The following is a 16,561-nucleotide window of genomic DNA, read 5'->3' on the forward strand; positions in this document are numbered from 1 at the left end:
AGCAACCCAACACAACAAAACACTCGCACTGCCCGCCGCACAGACGTGATCACAACACCAGCCGCTACCCCAGCACGACCTCACGCTAATCACCCGCGAGGTCGCAAAGCGTCCGGCAACGCACCGCCGAGACCCAGGTTGCCAACGTTCTCACCAAACGCGGCTGCGCCTCCTGCACCAAGGTCAGCCGGGCGGACTGAGCCGTGAAAGCCGTCTTGGCCCCTTTCGTCCGACGGCAAATCCTTGTGATTCGTCTGAACGTAAACCGTCCGTGGTCCTGAATGATCACTTCTGTTCTCCACGCAGAACAGCCGGAAGATCGTGGTGACGGTACGCGGGTCGGCACGGGGGCAGCGGCTCTCAGCGGGCCGCCGCCCCGGGCCGGTTCACTCCGCTGTCAGCGCTCGTACGATCGCCAGACGGCGCACCCGGCGTGCTGGTGCCACTGCCGCTGCCAGGCCGATCAGCACGGTCACCGCCAGGAGCGCGGTCAGCAGGCCGAGTGGCGGGTCGAAGGCAGTGTGCATGCCGGTCACAGCGAGGCCCCCTACCCTGCCAAAGACCAGGCCCAGCGCGGTACCCACGACCGTGCCCGTCAGCGCGAGCAGTACCGCCTCCAGCGACAGCATCCGGCGCAACTGGTCACCGGTCATGCCGATGGCCCGCAACATGCCGATCTCCCGGGTGCGCTCGGTGACGCTCAGCGCCAGAGTCGCGGCGACGCCGAGCGCGGCGATCGCCATGGAGAATCCGAGCAGCACCGCGCCGACCTGAATCATCCGGTCGAAGACCGTACGGAACGCCTGTACCTTCGCGGCCGAGTCGTTGACCCGCAATTTCGGGAAGTCGGCGAGTGCCCGGTCCAGCGCCTTGCGGGCGTCTTGGTGGCTGGTGCCGGACGCGGCGCCGATCCACGCGGTGGCGACCGAGGTGCCGCGCGGAGCGAGGCCGTCGAGGGTCGCCGAGTTGACGTACATCGTCGCCTGCGGCAGCAGGGCAGAGGCCAAGGGCGAGTCTTCGGGCCGGATGTGGAGCCCCGCTGCCACGGCTGGCCCGTTGTTGGACAGGGCGTCGCCGTCCTTGAGGGTGCGGGCCTGCTTCACGCCGTCTGCCGAGGAGTTGAGGAGCTTCGGGTCGGCGCTCACCACCACGGTATCCTTTCCGCCAATCCGCACCGTCGCCGACCGCACCTCCGTCACCGTCAGCTCCCGCTCCTGGCGCAGCTTTTTGAGCGCCCCGGACGGAACTGCGCCGCTGTCCACCTCGAGCGAGAACGCCCCCGGCTCCCGGCCGGCCAGCAGGTCTTCGAGGGAGTTGCTGATCATCCCGAGCGCGGTCGCCGCCGACACCATCACGGTGACCCCGACGAGCAGCGCCGAGGCAGCGGCACTGGTCCGCCCCGGATTGCGCCGAAGCTGCTGTGCCGCGAGCTTCCCCGTCGTACCGAAGACTCGCCGGGCCGGGACGCCGAGCAGCGCGACGACCGGCGGCAGCACCCAGCGAGCCAGCCGCAGCACCCCAAAGCCGCTGGCGATCGCCCCTACGGTGGCCGCGAGCAGCGACACCGGCGGCGTATCCCGCGCCCCAACCGTCAGCATCAGCGCCCCGAAGGCGAGCATCAAAACCGACACCGCCTCATGCAGCAAACGCCGCGCGGGTGTAGTCGCGCCCAGGACATGGGTCACACCGAGCGCCGCTACCGGCGGCACCTTGGCAGCGGCCTGCGCGGGCCCGCGTACCGCAAGCAGCGTCAAGAGCACCCCGAACAGCCAGGCAAGCATGAAAGTCAGGACGCCCGGCAGCAGCGACACGTCGACTGGCCCCAAGTCCACCAAAGACAGCGCGGCGCTCCCCGCCGCACACATACCCGCGCCTACCGCCAGACCCGCCGCCGAGGCGCCCGCGCCGAGCAGCAGCCCCTGGACGCCGATAGTGCGGCGCAGCTGCTGCTGGCTGGCACCGACGCACCTTAGAAGGGCGAGCTGGCGGGTGCGTTGGGCCAGCACCACAGAGAAGGTGTTGCTTACCACCATGCGGGCCACGGCCATCGCGATCAGCACGAAGGACAGCGCGGCCACCAGCACGGTCGCGTACATCGTCCTGGTGCTCTCCACGGCCTCTGTCACCGCGTCGGCCCGCGTCTGTACCCGAACGTTGTCGCCGAGCGCGGCTTCGATGTCCTTGGCGGACGTGCCTAGTGCGGCGGCCAGGTCCAGCTGATAAGCGCGCGGCTCGGCCGCGTACGAGGAAACGAAGGCGGTGGGGACACCGATCACGGGGCCGTAGAAGATGTTGGAGCCGCGTGTGTCTAGGGTGCCGGTCAGAAGGGCGGTCCCGGTCGAGCCGTCCGCCTTGAGCAGGGAGACCCGCGTACCAGGCTTCGCGTCGATCCGCTCGGCGGTGTCTGAATCGAGCAGCACCTCGCCCGCCCGAACCGGCCACGCCCCGTCCGCCAACCGCTGCCAGCGCAGCCCGGGATCGGCAGCGACGGACGTCACCATCGCCTGGTCGTCCAGAGGGCGGCCCGCGTCGCTCAGGACGCTGCCCTGCCCCAGTTCGCGTGGCAGGGCCTGCGTGACGCCGGGCACCCGCTTGGCTCGGGCCACCGCGTCGGTGGGTAGCCGCCCACCGTCACGCGGCGTGACTTGGAGCGAGGCCGGACCGACCTCGGCCGCGGCCTGCTGACTGAACGCGTCCACGAGCGCGCCGCTGCCGCCGACCGCAAGCACCAGGAACGCCACTCCGACAGCCACCGCCGCGCCTGTGAGCACCAGCTGCCGCAGCTGCCCCCGGAAATCCTTGATCGTGTAGCCCAGCATCGCCATCCGGTCGCTCCCTCTGTTCTGTCCCCGCCAATCCGCCTTCGACGTTAGGCCGCGACAAGGCCTCCAACGTACGACGACGGTCCCGAGTAAGGAGCGACCACAGAGGTATGCCGGGCGCAGGCATACGGCTGAAGGACGACACGCGCGCCTTTGGAATGTCGTTGCAGAGGGTGCCTGGGGAACACGAGGAGCATGGCGACCGAGGTGATGAGGAGTTCCGGGCGGTCGGCCGGTTCGAGGGCACTGCACCGGACTGATCCTGATCGGCATGCCCGGCATGCGCTTCCCCCTGCCCCGACGACGTGCGGCGCCCTGACAGCACCGGCCGATGTCAGACAGATTGGGGGGCGCGACGGACTTCGTACTGGCCCAGGCCGAACTCGTTCTTCGCGCTCTGGAAGCACTCCTCGATCTTCCAGCGGGGCGCAGGCGAGGCAGTAGGCGGTCTCGTGCTGCGGCCGGGGCGAGTTCGCCGATGGCAGAGCGGCGCCGGTGCGTTCGGCGGCGGTCTCGAGGTGGGTGACCTTCGCGACGAGGGCTCGAGAGCCTGCTGCGTCCCTTCTCCTGATGAGCTGGCCGCTGCCAGCACCGAGGAGGGCGGCTGCTCGAAGAAGCAGCTTGCGGAATGGGGAATCCCGGGCCTTCGCCAACGAGCTGGCGTAAGTACCTGGAGGCGAGGTGGAGGGGGATCGGGCGTTGACCGAGCCCTTATTGCGCGCAGCTGGTAGCGGGCGGCTCCAGGACGCTGCTCTGGCCCTGTCCCTTCCACTGGTCGCTGAGGATAGGGATGGACGAAGCGCGCGGCCGCGGTGGCGCTGCTGACGCGCTGTACCCAGGTCTATTGGCAACTCGACTACATGCTGTTGTACCGGCGGGTTCGAGATCGAACGCGCTCTGGGTCCGTACTAGGCGCGCCACGGGTTCACCGTGCTCAACCCGGGTGAGACCACAGATGTGGGATTCGGCCTGGCAGGTGTCCGATCGGCCTGGGCGCCGGGCCGGGTGAGCAGCTCTTCTCCGTTGGAAGTGACCGACGGCCCAGCACCGCTACACCAGCTGATCAAGAACACAACGGCACCGTCCGGCTCCACTTACAATGCGGCTATCGCCTGTTCGCTCATCGACGACTACTCCTGGGCGGTTATCTGGCGCGGCCGCGGTGGTCTCGGAAGTTACCCGGCGATCCTTCCGCTGTCGGCCGCGACGCCCTCCCCAGGTCCGGGCCCTGGTGAAGTCGGTCTGGGCATGTGAAGAGCCAATACTTCCCAAGTCACCAGAAAAGCGACCCTCAGAACAGGGGTTCACGCGGCCGATCTCATGACGGCCGGTATGAAGGGATGGCGGCAGCTGCCGCAGGCCCTCAGGGGGACGTACAGCGGCGCGTCAACTTCCCGGAACCGCGTCGAGGTAAGTAAGCTCGCCTCATGTTGCCCTCAGATGATCAAGAGGATAGGCAGAAGGTTACCTTCAAGCTGCCAGCTTCCCTGAAAGCCGATCTCAAGATCCGCGCGGCAGAACTCCGCGTGGACATCCAAGACGCTGTGGCCGACGCGATGAGCGAGTGGAAGGCCGCTGCACACGGGGTGGTCCCCCAGGTCGACACGGCGGGAGCACAGCCGTTCGCGACCTGGCTCACGGAAGCGAGCATCTCGCAGTTCAAGGCGGAGTGCAGCGAGAGAGGAATTCCGTACGTTCAGGGGCTCGCTCAGGCCGTGACCCTCTGGCTGACCGCACACCCCTCCCCCCGCCACCAGCCTCTCGCGCGCACCACGCGCCGCCTCATCGTCTGCAACCAGAAGGGAGGTGTGGGGAAGACCGCGGTGACGGCCGGCTTGGGAGGTGCCTTCGCTGAGGATGCCGGACTCGCCCGTCTCGCTGGCGGGGCATTTCCTGGTGACGCCGAACTTGCCCGGCTTGCCGCGCTCCTGACTGAGCAAGAGCCCGAGACCGGAGCGCCCGTGCCCGTCGAGGCAGATGATGCGTACGAGGCCCCGCAGCTGCGGGTGCTGCTGGTGGACTACGACCCGCAGGGCCACCTGACCAAGCAGCTTGGCGTCAAGCAACTCCCCGCGAACGGTCCCAGCCTTGCGAAGTTCATGTCTCGGCAGGTCACCGGCGACATCCATGACCTCATTGTCTCCGTGGACGACGAGCGCTTCGGCGGCCGTCTGGATCTCTTGCCTTCCTGTCAGGACGCCTTTCTGCTGGACGTCATGATCTCGGCTGCCCGTAACCGGCAAGCCACCCTCGAGCACGCCCTCGAACCCCTTGAGGCCCACTACGACGTCGTCATCATCGACTGCCCGCCGAGCCTGGGCATGGCGATGGATGCCGCGATCTATTACGGCCGGGAGCGGGACGGCGAGCGGGAAGGAGAGTCCGGGATCGTCATCGTGGTGCAGGCAGAGGACTCGTCAGCCGACGCCTACACCATGCTCGTCGAGCAGATCGACGACGGCATGATCGACTGGCGGATCACGACCACCTACCTCGGACTCGTGGTCAACCTCTACGACGCCCGCGACGGACACGTCGTCACCAGCTCACTCAACGAGTGGTACGCCCTCGAAGAACCCCGCGTCATAGGAGTCATCCCCCGACGCAAGGAGCAGCGGGAAGCCGCGCGTGCACGCCGGCCGCTCCTCGCCTATGACCCGTCCTGCGCCCAGTCACGCGTCATGCGCCAAATCGTCAAGGAGATCTCCTCTTGAGTCCCGACCGTCGAAAGACTGCGGCCGAACGCACCGGACCCAGCGCCGCATTCGGTTCCGCCCGAGCACCCCGCAGCACTCGCGGACAGATCATCGACTCCGTAGTAGGCGCTCCCCCGGCTTCCGTTTCGCCTGACCTCGTCGCCGAGAACCCGGAGAACCCGCGCCGGGAGTTCGATGAGGAGTACCTGAACAGCCTGGCTCGGAATATGCGGGAAGTCGGGCAGATCCAGACGGCTACCGTCATGACTCGCCTGGCGTTCCTGGTCGCGCACCCTGAGCACCAGGACGCTGTTCCCGCTGACCACGAGTACGTCGTCATCGACGGCCATTGCCGACTGAGGGCAGCGCGCAAGGCTGGTCTTGACCTGCGCGTCACGGTCGACGACTCGTCGGCAGGGACCCGGGAAGACCTTCTCGCTGCGGCCCTCAGCGCGAACCACTTCCGCAAGGACCTGACACCGATCGAGGAAGCCGAGGCCATCGAAGCGCTGGTGACATTCCACGGCAGCGCTGCCGCAGTCGTAACGGTCCTGGGCGGGGCGGTCAACGACTCTTGGATCTCCACCCGGCGCGCGCTCCTCAAGTTGCCCGAGCCGATCCAGGAGCGCGTCGCAGCTAAGGAGGTGCCTATCGCGATCGCGCGTAAGGCGGGTACTCTCCCGCGTGAGGAGCAGACGGCCTTCGTCGAAGCCAAGATGGCGGAGCGCGAAGCTGAACAGGCCGGGAAGCCAAAGGCAGTGAGGGGCCGGGCCGCCGCTGCGATCAAGAAGGATCAACCTCAGCACTCCCCGGCTGCAGTGGCTCCCACACAGACGTTGCCCCCGCTTGAGGGGGCAACGAGCACTGCAGCGCCAGCGGCGCAACAGAGCGTTCCGGAACCTCGCGTCGAGTCGCCGGCCCCTGACAGGCCTGTTGTTCCGGTCGATTGGACGGACCCCGATGCCGTCATCGCTGTCATCTTGGAGCGCTGCCCAGCCGACGCAGTTCAGAAGATTGCCCAGGGTCTGCTCGAGGCCCTGTGAGGCTCTCGCGGCTTTTACGGCGTAAAAGTCTGGCCGCAGGGCGGTCGTGCCAGGTGGCCAAGCCCTGACTTTTACGCGGTAAAACTCGCCCCAGCCGAGGCGCAACGCCATGGCCCCTGAGCACTGGCCGGTCAAGGTGCCCTGCTGCCTGCCGCCTGCCCGATCCACCCCACCCAGTGATCACTATTCGCTGACGATCCGCGACGTACTTCGTCGAACGAGTAGCACGGGTGACCCATCGTGAGAGTGTGAACAAGTTGATGCAGATGCAGGAAGGGCGGAGCATGACCAAGGGCACATCGCCAGTCCTGCTCACGCGAACGCACCGGATCCTCATCGGAGTCGTCGTCGCTGGCGCGGTCATCATCGCCGCAATCGGGTTTGCAGGCTCGTACGCGGCCGTCCGCGAGCTCGCCGTCCAGAAGGGCTTCGGCGACTTCTCCCTCGTCTTCCCCATCGGCATCGACGCCGGCATCTGCGTCCTGCTGGCCCTCGACCTTCTGCTGACGTGGCTGCGCATCCCGTTTCCGCTGCTGCGGCAGACGGCCTGGCTGCTGACCGCGGCCACGATCGCGTTCAACGGCGCTGCCTCCTGGCCGGACCCGCTGGGCGTCGGCATGCACGCCGTCATCCCCGTCCTGTTCGTCGTCTCCGTTGAAGCCGCCCGCCACGCGGTCGGCCGGATCGCCGACATCACCGCGGACAAGCACATGGAAGGCGTGCGGATCACCCGCTGGCTGCTCTCGCCGCTGCCCACGTTCCTCCTGTGGCGGCGGATGAAGCTGTGGGAGATCCGGTCCTACGAGGAAGCGGTCCGCCTCGAGCAACACCGGCTCGTCTACGAGGCCCAGCTGCAGGCCCGCTTCGGGCGGCGCTGGCAACGCAAGGCACCGATCGAGTCATTGATGCCACTGCGGCTGGCGAAGTACGGCGTACCGCTCGCCGAGACCGCACCGCACGTCCTGGAGGAAGCCGGCATCGTCCTGAGCGCCGAGACCGTAGAGCGCGCCGACGACCGGGCCTCTGTCCACAAGCAGGACGGCGAGCATCAGCGCGCCTTGGAGGGCGGCGAGACCGCGGCCGCCGGGCACGCCGAAGAGGCGCGCACCGCCGAGCCTTCCCCTCGCGAGCCCGGCCCGCAGCCCGAGCAGCAGGACATCCCGGCGGTCGACTACTCCAATGCCTGCCGTGCTTACATCGAGCAGCACGGAGCTTTCCCCGGGGCCAGCCAGTTCGCTGCTTTCCTCGCCCAGTACGGGGTGACCGATCCGGTGTCCGGTGGTCCGCTCGCCGAGGAGCAGCTGGAGCCGGCGCTGGTCGAGCTGCGCCGGTCGATGGCCGAGCCGGTGACCGATGACCATTCGGCCGGACCGAGCCCGCCCGACGTGACCGATACCGCCGGTGACCGAGGCATCAGTCCCGTGACCGACGCCGGCCGTCAGGCCGCCGCGACGCATTCGTTCTTCGGCCCGGCCGCGCCGACTCCGGGGGAGTCACCCAAATTTGGATGGACTGGGAATGCGGAGCCGTACGCGCCCAAACCGGTGGCAAGTAACAGCGCGTCGTTGGGCCTTGGCCTTTGTGCGGAGTTCGGGTACCTCGCCGCCGGTGAGGGCGGCGAAGTCGGCGTGGCCCTGCTCAACGGCTTTGGGGTATGGCCTCGGTACTGGTGAGCTCTCGTATTCAACTGTCGCCAGTTCCCCGTGGAACCCAACCTGCCGGTGACCGTGTGTGATCCCCTGAGGCGTATCGGCTCCAGGTCCCGCCTGTCTCGCGAAGCAGGCGGGTGGTGGTCTTGTCGTGGTAGCCGAGAGCGTCCGCGACGACGGGAGCGGGCATCTCAAGGAGTTGTTGTCGGATGGCGGCACCGCGGGCTGCAGCCACTGGGACGCCGATCTCGTTGAGGAGTGCAGACAGGTGGTCGGGGCGGAAGGGCTGGCCCGCCCGGCCTCCGGGGAACAGCCAGGGGGATGCCGGATTGGTGGCGGTGTTCATGTGGTCGCGGTCGGTGATGTAGTTCAGCAGCAGGGAAGCGGCTGGCTCGGGGATGGGTGAGGCTGGCTCCCCGAGCCGGAGAAGTACTGCTTCTCCGGCGTGCACCACGTCGTCGACGGTGAGCCGGACGATCCGGGTGAGGGGCTGGGCGTAGAGGAGCACGATGACGCCAGCGACGCGGAGGTTCTTCGGTGTGTCCTGGTCGGTCAGCAGTCGGCCGAGGGCGTCCAGGCGTTCGTCTTCGCTCAGCGCGGCTCGTCGGGTGGCCTTCATCGCGGGTATGGAGAGGGAGCGTCGGCAATGGCGGCTCTGCATGGCCCAGTTGAGGAAGGCCCTCAAACAGTTGCGGCCGTGCTCACTGTTCTCGGCCCACCAGGCGTCGACGTCGATCTGGCCGCAGGAGGTGAGAGTGGTGTTCCGCTCGCCGAGCCACTGGAGGAAGGCGGTCGCGTACTTGATCTGCTCGGCGGCGAAGCGGCGGATGCTGGGTGTGATCTCCGATCGGCTCGTGCCCGCTGCCGGGGAAGGACGCGCCAGATCGCGAAGAGCCGGATGGTCTTGGCGTGTTCGGGATCGGCGATATCGGCCAGATGACCGGGCAGCCAGCGCTGGAAGGAGCAGATGTACTTGTCGACGGCGGGCAGGACTCCGCTGGCCATCAGGAGTTCTTCCAGGTGAGCGGCTGACCTCCAGGGCTGGAGCTCGTGGAAGGCGTCGTGGGTCAGCGGGATCTGCCCGAGGCCGAGCTGCCGCAGCCGCTCAGAGGCGTTTCCCGGCTGATCGTGGCGTAGGGCCAGCCAGGCCAGCCCGCTGCTGGGCTTGTCCATCGCCACCAGCAGATTGAACAGCGGGGCCAGTTCGGGACGGACGCGGCCGGCGCCGTCGTCGAGGAGGACGGTGAGCCGGTCGGCGAGCGTGCAGCGTTCGCAGAGCCGCCCGCCCAGGAGTTTCCCTTCGAAGCCGCAGCGCGAACAGTCGAAGGTCTGGGAGAAGCCGGCGCAGGTCGTGCAGATCGGGGCGCCGTCGACGGGGTGGAGGCCGGGAAGGGACCGGCCCTGGCCGCATCCCGGGCAGATGCCCCGTGTTCGCACCGCGCGGTCCGAGCACGTCCGGCAGACGTATCCGTCGGGCCAGTGTCCGGCCTTGTGTTTGCGGCGTCCGCAGCGGCAGCACTCGGCCATGAACCAGCGTTCGTACTGCTCGTCGGTGGCGTAGGTCCGGCTCATGCGTCGGGCAGGATGCGGGCGGCGCGGGGCCGCAGTTTCGCAAGGTTCGCGGGCAGAGCCGGGATGTCGCCGGTGGCGGTCTTGCGGACCCCTGCGTTTTCGGCGGTGGTGGCCACCAGGTCGGCCGGGGTGCACGAGAGGATGTCGCAGAGCGCGGCCATGACCTGCAACGACAGCCGTTCCGGGGTGCCGGAGACCAGGCGGTGGACTTGCGAGGCGGACAGGTCGATCCCGCGTTCGCGCAGCAGCGGGACCAGCTCGGTGGCCGTGAAGACTTGGTGCTTGGCCATCAACTCGCGCAGCCGCCAGGTGTAGCCGACCTTGCGCTTCATGCGTTCCTCCCGCTCCGGCCCTGAAGGGCCGCGGCGATGGTGGTGTCCAGGTGTCGGCGCAGGGTGCGGGTGCGGAAGTCCGAGGACACGCAGGTGTAGATGGAGGTGGTGCTGGCGTGCTCGTGACCGACCTGCTCCTGGACGAAGCGTGGGTCCCAGCCGTCTTCGATCAGGTGGGTGACGTAGGACCTTCGCAGCGAGTGGAAGTCCAGTCCGTCGTCCAGGCCGAGGGCCTCGCGGTAGGCCTTGAAACGGGAGTTGATCCGCTGGCAGCCGATCCGCAGGCCCCGTTCGGACGGCCAGGCGGCCGGATTGCCGTCGGTCCCGAACTGGGGCCGGACTTCGGTGAACCACTCGTCCAGGACGTCAGGGGTCCAGTCGAACACGGTCAGTACTCCGCGGCGCTTGGGCGGCGAGCCCTTCTTGGCCTTGCCGAACCGGACCTGGCACCGGCCGTACTCGCCGAACTCTGTGCCGTGCGGTTCCGGCCGAAGTCAGCGGCGTCAAGCATCCGTGTCTCGTTGCGTCGGGTTCCGTAGGCGTAGGCGGTCTTGAATACGGTGGCGTCGCGGAACGCGGGCAGCCAGCCCTTGCGGCCCAGCGAGCGGATGCGGGCGACCTCGTCGTCGCAGTGGACGAAGAAGGCGTGCAGTTCAGCCTTGGTGAACGCCCGCTTCTTCGGGTCGGACTCGTAGTCTTGGACGTGCACCGCGGTGTTCCACTCGTGCACCACCTGGACGGGGTGAGTGCCGAAGCGTTCCTCGCAGGTAGCGGTCCATTCATAGAGGGGATCGGTCACGAAGTGGCAGAACGACCGGACCGCCTCGGAGTACGACCGGATCGTCGAGCGCTTCAGATCGCGCAGTGAGCGCAGGTCGCCGAGCCACTCCTCGACCATCGCCGGCGTCCAGTTCCACGGGTAGGTGTTCACGTACGCGGTGAACGCCTTCACCGTGTTCTCCCGGCCTTCCACGGTCGTGCGGGCCAGGTTCCGTGCCAGCTGCTGATTCGCGAACCCGGTCAGCATCGCCGTGAAGACCTGTTCCTCCGGCCGCAGCAATGCGATCCCATCGACCAGGAGCAGTCTCGCCGCCCCCGGCACCGACCCGTTGAGGCCCATCGTTCGGCCACCCTCCGTCACTCGCGTTGGATGCGAGAAAACCGCATCCGATGCGAGTCGGCGGATGATCCGCAGGTCATCCAGCCGTACGAGTGACATGGCTGGCGATCACATGCCGCGGCCCGCTATCGTCGCTTGCCGCCTCCGGGCTTTAACCTCCCTGGTCACGCAGGAGAATCCGGCGCGTGCCGAGATCGAATCGCAGACCGTCGCGAGTTCGCATCTAATGCAATAGGCGGCGCTTTGAACACTGGAACAGCCGTTGGTGCTAAGGGATCGATCTTGAGCTGATGACCGCAGTGGTCACCGGCCCTGCCTGAGGAGGCCGGTCTGGTATACCCGTGTCGGCCTCCCCGAGCTCCTCATCTGCTGTCGTCGGCGACACAGACTGCGTAGACGGTGAAGGGCTGCGTGCTGGACACCTTGTTACCCGAGCTGCCGTCGTCATCGGGGGACTCGGTACCCGAAGCTTCTGCGTGCGTGATCTCGACGGTCCAACCAGTGCCGTTGGAGGAGGGGTAGCTTCCGCGGACCACATCACCTGGCCCCAGGGCGGGGGCGTGGTAGCCGCCGCCGATGATGACGTACCCCTTCGGAGCTTTGGCTTCGATCTTGTCGCGGCCTTCGGCTGTGACGATCTTTTGCCTTAGGCCGGATTGGTGCTCGCCACCAAATTGGATGTGCGGCATCTTCTCCTTAAAGTTGACCAAGGCCGTTCCTTTCGTGGGCGTGGATCTCCATGTCCATACGGGGCCCGGAAGAGACCCACCGTGGGGTGAGTGACGCGGTGCGCGCCTACAACGCTGAGGAGGTACCCGTTGGGGGCCGACGTCCCCCGCGGTTCACTCCTACGCGGGTGTATGAACGATTCGCCGACCGCCGTGTGCACCGCGCAGCAAAGGCCGCTGGCCTTAAGGGAACATTGGTCCAGTAGTCCTCAGTGAGAACGATCATGTTCGCGTGATGGGCGCCGTGGCGGTGCGCGGCCCGGGAGTTCACCAGCCAGCAGGGCGGCGAAGCCATCATGGGCCTGTTCGACGGCCTCGGGGTACGCTGCGCCCTTGGCCGTGCTCGGCAGTCCCTGAGCCCCGTTATGTTTTTCGCGGTCCTGCAAGAGGGCCGCTGGCCTCCGGGCCCGGCATGACTTTTGCCCCCTGTCGATCGGATGACCTGGGGGGTGGTGTCACCGGGCCCGAGGGGTGCCGTCGGAGACGCTGATGAGAGGTCCGACCACCGCCTGGCCGGGCGCAATGCCCGGCGTTCGCGGACGGCAGGTCTGCATAACGTGGATGCGCGAGAACGGCCCCGACACCCAGGCCGGCACGGTATCGAGTGAGTGGGGGCACGGTGATCGACACCAGCAGCGTGGGCGTCTTCCTCGGTCTGGACGTCGGCAAGAGCACGCACCATGGGCACGGGCTCACCCCGGCCGGCAAGAAGGTCTTCGACAAGCCGCTGCCCAACAGCGAGCCGAAACTACGGGCCGTCTTCGAGAAACTGGCCGCGAAGTTCGGCACCGTCCTCGTCGTCGTGGACCAGCCCGCTTCCGTCGGCGCCCTGCCGCTGACCGTCGCCCGCGACGCGGGCTGCCAGGTCGCTTACCTGCCCGGACTGGCCATGCGACGGATCGCCGACCTCTACCCGGGCGAGGCGAAAACCGACGCGAAGGACGCGGCCGTGATCGCGGACGCCGCCCGCACGATGCCGCACACCCTGCGCTCCCTGGAGCTGACCGACGAGATCACCGCCGAGCTCACCGTCCTCGTGGGCTTCGATCAGGACCTCGCCGCGGAGGCCACCCGCACCTCCAACCGGATACGGGGCCTGCTCACCCAGTTCCACCCCAGCCTGGAGCGCGTCCTCGGCCCCCGACTCGACCACCAGGCCGTCACCTGGCTGCTCGAACGCTACGGCTCCCCGGCCGCGCTGCGGAAAGCCGGCCGCCGCAGACTCGTCGAGCTGATCCGCCCCAAGGCCCCGCGCATGGCCACCCGGCTCGTCGACGACGTCTTCGACGCCCTCGACGAACAGACCGTCGTCGTTCCGGGCACCGGCACCCTCGACGTGGTCATCCCGTCCCTGGCCCGCTCGCTCGCGGCCGTCCACGAACAACGCCGGATCCTGGAAGGCCAGATCAGCGAACTGCTGGAGGCCCACCCTCTTTCCCAGGTCCTGACGTCGCTGCCCGGAGTCGGCGTCAGGACCGCCGCCGTCCTGCTGGTCACCGTCGGCGACGGCACCAGCTTCCCCACCGCCGCCCACCTCGCCTCCTACGCCGGTCTTGCTCCGGCCACGAAGCAGTCGGGCACCTCGATCCACGGCGAACACGCACCACGGGGCGGGAACCGTCAGCTCAAACGCGCGATGTTCCTGTCCGCGTTCGCCGCCCTGCACGACCCCGCCTCCCGCGGCTACTACGACCGGTGCCGAGCCCGTGGCAAGACCCACACCCAGGCCCTTCTCCGCCTGGCCCGGCACCGCATCAGCGTCCTGTTCGCCATGCTCCGCGACGGAACCTTCTACGAGGCACGCGGCCCCGAAACGGCCCACGCATGACCACCTCGACTTTGACGAAGGACATAGAGGCACCCCCTCACTCTCCCTGACCGAGCGTCACTCTCATCACAGGGAACTACTTGTCACTTCGCCGTAGCTTCGGGAGAACCGAACGCGCCCCGGACCTCCACCCGGTGCCGCTTGATCGCCCGCCCCGCCAGTCGTACGCGGCCCACTCCTCCGCAGCCCACCCCCTTCGCCAGACGCTCCAAGGCGCTGAAGGGGGATCAAGGTATCGTCACTCCGCACCGATATGAGGGCCCCGAGATTCCGTGACCGGTCGTGGCAGGGCCCAGGCGCGCGCGTGCGAGCTCCGGGGATGAGCACCATGCGCCGCCCGTTGGGCACCGGCCCGAGCACCAGGAGCACGTCCACGACAACGGCCGCGCCCCAGCTGCTGCCCGTCGAACGCGTCGAGCAGACCCGGCTCCTGGGCGATCCGGGCCACGGCGACGTCGTCGAGCAGCGGGGCCGGCGGACCCTCGGAGGGGGCATCGAGCGGACGCCGGACGACCCCGGCCGGAGCAAGTTGGTGCCGAAGTAGTACTTCGGCGGGGCACCCGGGCGCGAGCAAGTTGGTGCGGAAGGGGAGCCTTCCGGGTCAGACCGAGGGCGACCCGACATCTCGTGCACTCCGTTCCGTCCGCAACAGTACTCCCCGCGGAGTGACGCGGCGCCCGCCTGCATGCCGTTGGCAGGACCCGCCTCCTCCAGGTGGCGTTCACGTTCGAGATCGCGGCGCACGTCAGCGGGGCACAGCCCGCCCTACTCGGGCCGGTAGCCGTCCTGCCCCGCCTGCGTGGACCTCTGTGCCGCACAACGAGCACGGCCAGGCCAGACGGCCCAGACGGCTTTCAGCTGTCCCGGCACTGGTCGCGGGCGATGTCGTCGGACTTCGTGCGGGTGTTGGTCAGCGCGTCGGTCAGGCGCCGCCACTCGGAGCGACCGAAGCGCCACCAGATCGCCCCATGCGGGCCCTTGGCGCGCAGGTGCTCGAGATCTCTCGCACGCTGCGGCGGCGCACCGGCAGGGAATGGGCGAGATCGACCGGCTTACCGGCGAGATCGCCACGGTGGCCCAGGCAACACTGCGGGAGGTGGCCGCAGTGGAGCGCAACGCCTGCCGGGCACTGGGCAAACGGCCGTCAGGACAGCTCACGCACCTGATGGGTGAGCTGGCCGAGAGCGTGGCAGCACCCGCTGACTGCTGGAGCAGACCGCCTTGCGGCTGACCGGCATCCGCGCAATCCCCGACCGACTGGTTTCGCTGGCCGATCCGGACGCCCGACCGATCCGCAAGGGTAAGTAAGCCCCAGCACCCTGCCCAGTTCGGTTACACCGCGCTGGTGGCCGAGGACGAACGCGGTTTCGTCGACCACCAGCTCCAGAGCGGGAACCCACCCGACGCACCTCCGCTGGTGCCCTCGGCGGGACGCGCCACCAGGCTGACCGGCTGGCCGTCCGGCACGGTCATCGCCGAACCGCGGCTTCAGCACCGCGGCCAACGACCTGGCACTCGCCGAACTCTGCGTCCAGCGGATCGGCCTTCAACGAGCCGGCAAGCCCGGAAAGACACGCCGCGAATACGAACGCAGCCGCTCATTCCGACGGATGCGCAACCGGAGAGTCGGCATCGAGGCCCGCTCAGTCACCTCAAACGCACCTTCGGGCCGCACCCGCCTGCGCCGCCTGGTGGGTGCGCAGACCTGGACCGGCCTCGGGATCTTTACCCATCTCCTGTGGGTGGGCCGTGTCATCAGGGACAAGTAGCTAGCCTGCACCGAACCGTCCCGACCCCGGCCAGGACGGTTCGGTGCACGGGCCGAAGACCGGAGGCTCGCGCCCGCAACGACGTGGGCAAACGGCCAGACGACCCGAGGCATCGTCGAACGCAACCGCCTCAGAGGTTAGAGGTAAGCCAAAACCTCTTTCAGGTTGGCAGGCAGACCGCGTAAACAATCAGAGTGTTGGGGATAGTAGACCACCCGGCCGCCTCCCATCCTTTACCATTCGGCCGGCTCCGATGAATCGCTACGCTGGTGGGGGTGCCATTTACCATATACCCACCACCCCCTGTAACCGTGGTATTGGCTGGGCACAGGACGGTGTTACCGACGCTGGTGAGCGGAGGCACGGGAGACGTTGTCGACACCACCTGCGTCCCCGTGATCGTCGCGGCGGCTCCGGTCGGTCCCGTCGGTCCCGTGGGTCCGGTCGCACCGTCCAGACCGGCGGCTACGGTCGGTCCCGTGGGTCCGGTGGGTCCGGTCGGGCAATGCCTCCAGGCGCCGTCCCGGTCGTCCCCGGCGATCAGCGGCCAGTCGACGGCGATCTTGGGCGGGCCCGGCAGATGGCACTTATCTCCATCCCAAGGGCTCCCTGGACTTCGCTTTGCAGCTTCGCTCTCCGCGGCGAACGCGGGACTGGACGATCCTGCCAGTACAAGGGCGAGCGAGATCACAGCTTTAGCGACAAACGCTCTGTTCCGTCGAGGGATTGGCCCACACATAGAATTCGACCGGGCGTCAGAGGTCATTACGCTCCTAGTTATCTAAGCGCAAGGTCAAGCAGTCGGTTTTGGAAGGCTTCGTTAGCTACTCCAGGCTGAATTTCACGAAAGCTACCTGGAGTCAATAAGATGTGCCAACCCTTACTGCATGCACTTTTCTGCACACTAAACGACCTCGTGGGTGATTAGCGTGAGGTCGTGCTGGGGTAGCGGCTGGTGTTGTGATCACGTCTGTGCGGCGGGCAGTGCGAGTGTTTTGTTGT

General features: G+C 67.7%; 12 protein-coding genes and 1 pseudogene. 6 read left to right on the forward strand and 7 right to left on the reverse strand.

The genetic code is table 11. The annotated features are described in order from the left end of the window. Positions 1 to 386 precede the first annotated feature (386 nt). Positions 387 to 2,825: an ABC transporter permease gene (locus ABZ070_RS26100; RefSeq protein ID WP_356637765.1), complete on the reverse strand. Its 2,439-nt coding sequence runs from the start codon at positions 2,823 to 2,825 to the stop codon at positions 387 to 389. 1,424 nt (positions 2,826 to 4,249) lie between these two features. On the opposite strand from ABZ070_RS26100, the gene ABZ070_RS26105 reads away from it, so the two are divergent. From ABZ070_RS26105 to ABZ070_RS26115, 3 genes are all read left to right on the forward strand, one after another. Then, positions 4,250 to 5,536 (forward strand): ParA family protein, encoded by a 1,287-nt coding sequence (locus tag ABZ070_RS26105; protein ID WP_356637766.1) that lies wholly within the window; start codon positions 4,250 to 4,252, stop codon positions 5,534 to 5,536. After that, the gene (locus tag ABZ070_RS26110) at positions 5,533 to 6,561 is read left to right on the forward strand and encodes a ParB/RepB/Spo0J family partition protein (RefSeq protein ID WP_356637767.1); all 1,029 of its coding nucleotides are present in this window, start codon (positions 5,533 to 5,535) and stop codon (positions 6,559 to 6,561) included. Before ABZ070_RS26105 ends, ABZ070_RS26110 begins: the two co-directional genes overlap by 4 nt. A gap of 284 nt (positions 6,562 to 6,845) precedes the next feature. Then, positions 6,846 to 8,234: a DUF2637 domain-containing protein gene (locus ABZ070_RS26115; protein WP_356637768.1), complete on the forward strand. Its 1,389-nt coding sequence runs from the start codon at positions 6,846 to 6,848 to the stop codon at positions 8,232 to 8,234. Between the two features lie 10 nt (positions 8,235 to 8,244). Here the strand turns inward: ABZ070_RS26115 and ABZ070_RS26120 are convergent, their stop codons facing one another. The 6 genes from ABZ070_RS26120 to ABZ070_RS26145 all read right to left on the reverse strand — a co-directional run bounded on the left by ABZ070_RS26120 (position 8,245) and on the right by ABZ070_RS26145 (position 11,944). Further along, entirely contained in the window at positions 8,245 to 8,829 is a 585-nt protein-coding gene (locus ABZ070_RS26120; protein ID WP_356637769.1) for a hypothetical protein, read from the reverse strand. A 62-nt stretch (positions 8,830 to 8,891) separates the two neighbouring features. Then, positions 8,892 to 9,782, reverse strand: a complete 891-nt coding sequence (locus ABZ070_RS26125; protein WP_356637770.1) for a hypothetical protein — start codon at positions 9,780 to 9,782, stop codon at positions 8,892 to 8,894. After that, positions 9,779 to 10,114, reverse strand: coding sequence for a helix-turn-helix transcriptional regulator (locus tag ABZ070_RS26130; RefSeq protein ID WP_356637771.1), 336 nt, complete (start codon positions 10,112 to 10,114; stop codon positions 9,779 to 9,781). Before ABZ070_RS26130 ends, ABZ070_RS26125 begins: the two co-directional genes overlap by 4 nt. Then, on the reverse strand, positions 10,111 to 10,500 hold the full coding sequence (locus ABZ070_RS26135; protein ID WP_356637772.1) for a tyrosine-type recombinase/integrase: 390 nt from the start codon (positions 10,498 to 10,500) through the stop codon (positions 10,111 to 10,113). The genes ABZ070_RS26130 and ABZ070_RS26135 overlap by 4 nt, the downstream gene beginning before the upstream one ends. A gap of 2 nt (positions 10,501 to 10,502) precedes the next feature. After that, the gene (locus ABZ070_RS26140; protein ID WP_356637773.1) at positions 10,503 to 11,234 is read right to left on the reverse strand and encodes a hypothetical protein; all 732 of its coding nucleotides are present in this window, start codon (positions 11,232 to 11,234) and stop codon (positions 10,503 to 10,505) included. Between the two features lie 362 nt (positions 11,235 to 11,596). Continuing rightward, a complete protein-coding gene (locus ABZ070_RS26145; protein WP_356637774.1) occupies positions 11,597 to 11,944 on the reverse strand; it encodes a hypothetical protein in 348 nt (115 codons plus the stop codon). A 637-nt stretch (positions 11,945 to 12,581) separates the two neighbouring features. On the opposite strand from ABZ070_RS26145, the gene ABZ070_RS26150 reads away from it, so the two are divergent. From ABZ070_RS26150 to ABZ070_RS26160, 3 genes and pseudogenes are all read left to right on the forward strand, one after another. After that, complete coding sequence (locus tag ABZ070_RS26150) at positions 12,582 to 13,790, forward strand: IS110 family transposase (protein WP_356637775.1); 1,209 nt, start codon at positions 12,582 to 12,584, stop codon at positions 13,788 to 13,790. A 328-nt stretch (positions 13,791 to 14,118) separates the two neighbouring features. Further along, on the forward strand, positions 14,119 to 14,334 hold the full coding sequence (locus ABZ070_RS26155; protein WP_356637776.1) for a hypothetical protein: 216 nt from the start codon (positions 14,119 to 14,121) through the stop codon (positions 14,332 to 14,334). Between the two features lie 427 nt (positions 14,335 to 14,761). After that, a pseudogene (locus ABZ070_RS26160) lies at positions 14,762 to 15,559 on the forward strand (ISNCY family transposase); the annotation flags it as partial. Positions 15,560 to 16,561: the final 1,002 nt, after the last annotated feature.

Origin of the sequence: Streptomyces sp. NPDC006283 (assembly GCF_040613325.1) — a bacterium.
Lineage (GTDB): Bacteria > Actinomycetota > Actinomycetes > Streptomycetales > Streptomycetaceae > Streptomyces.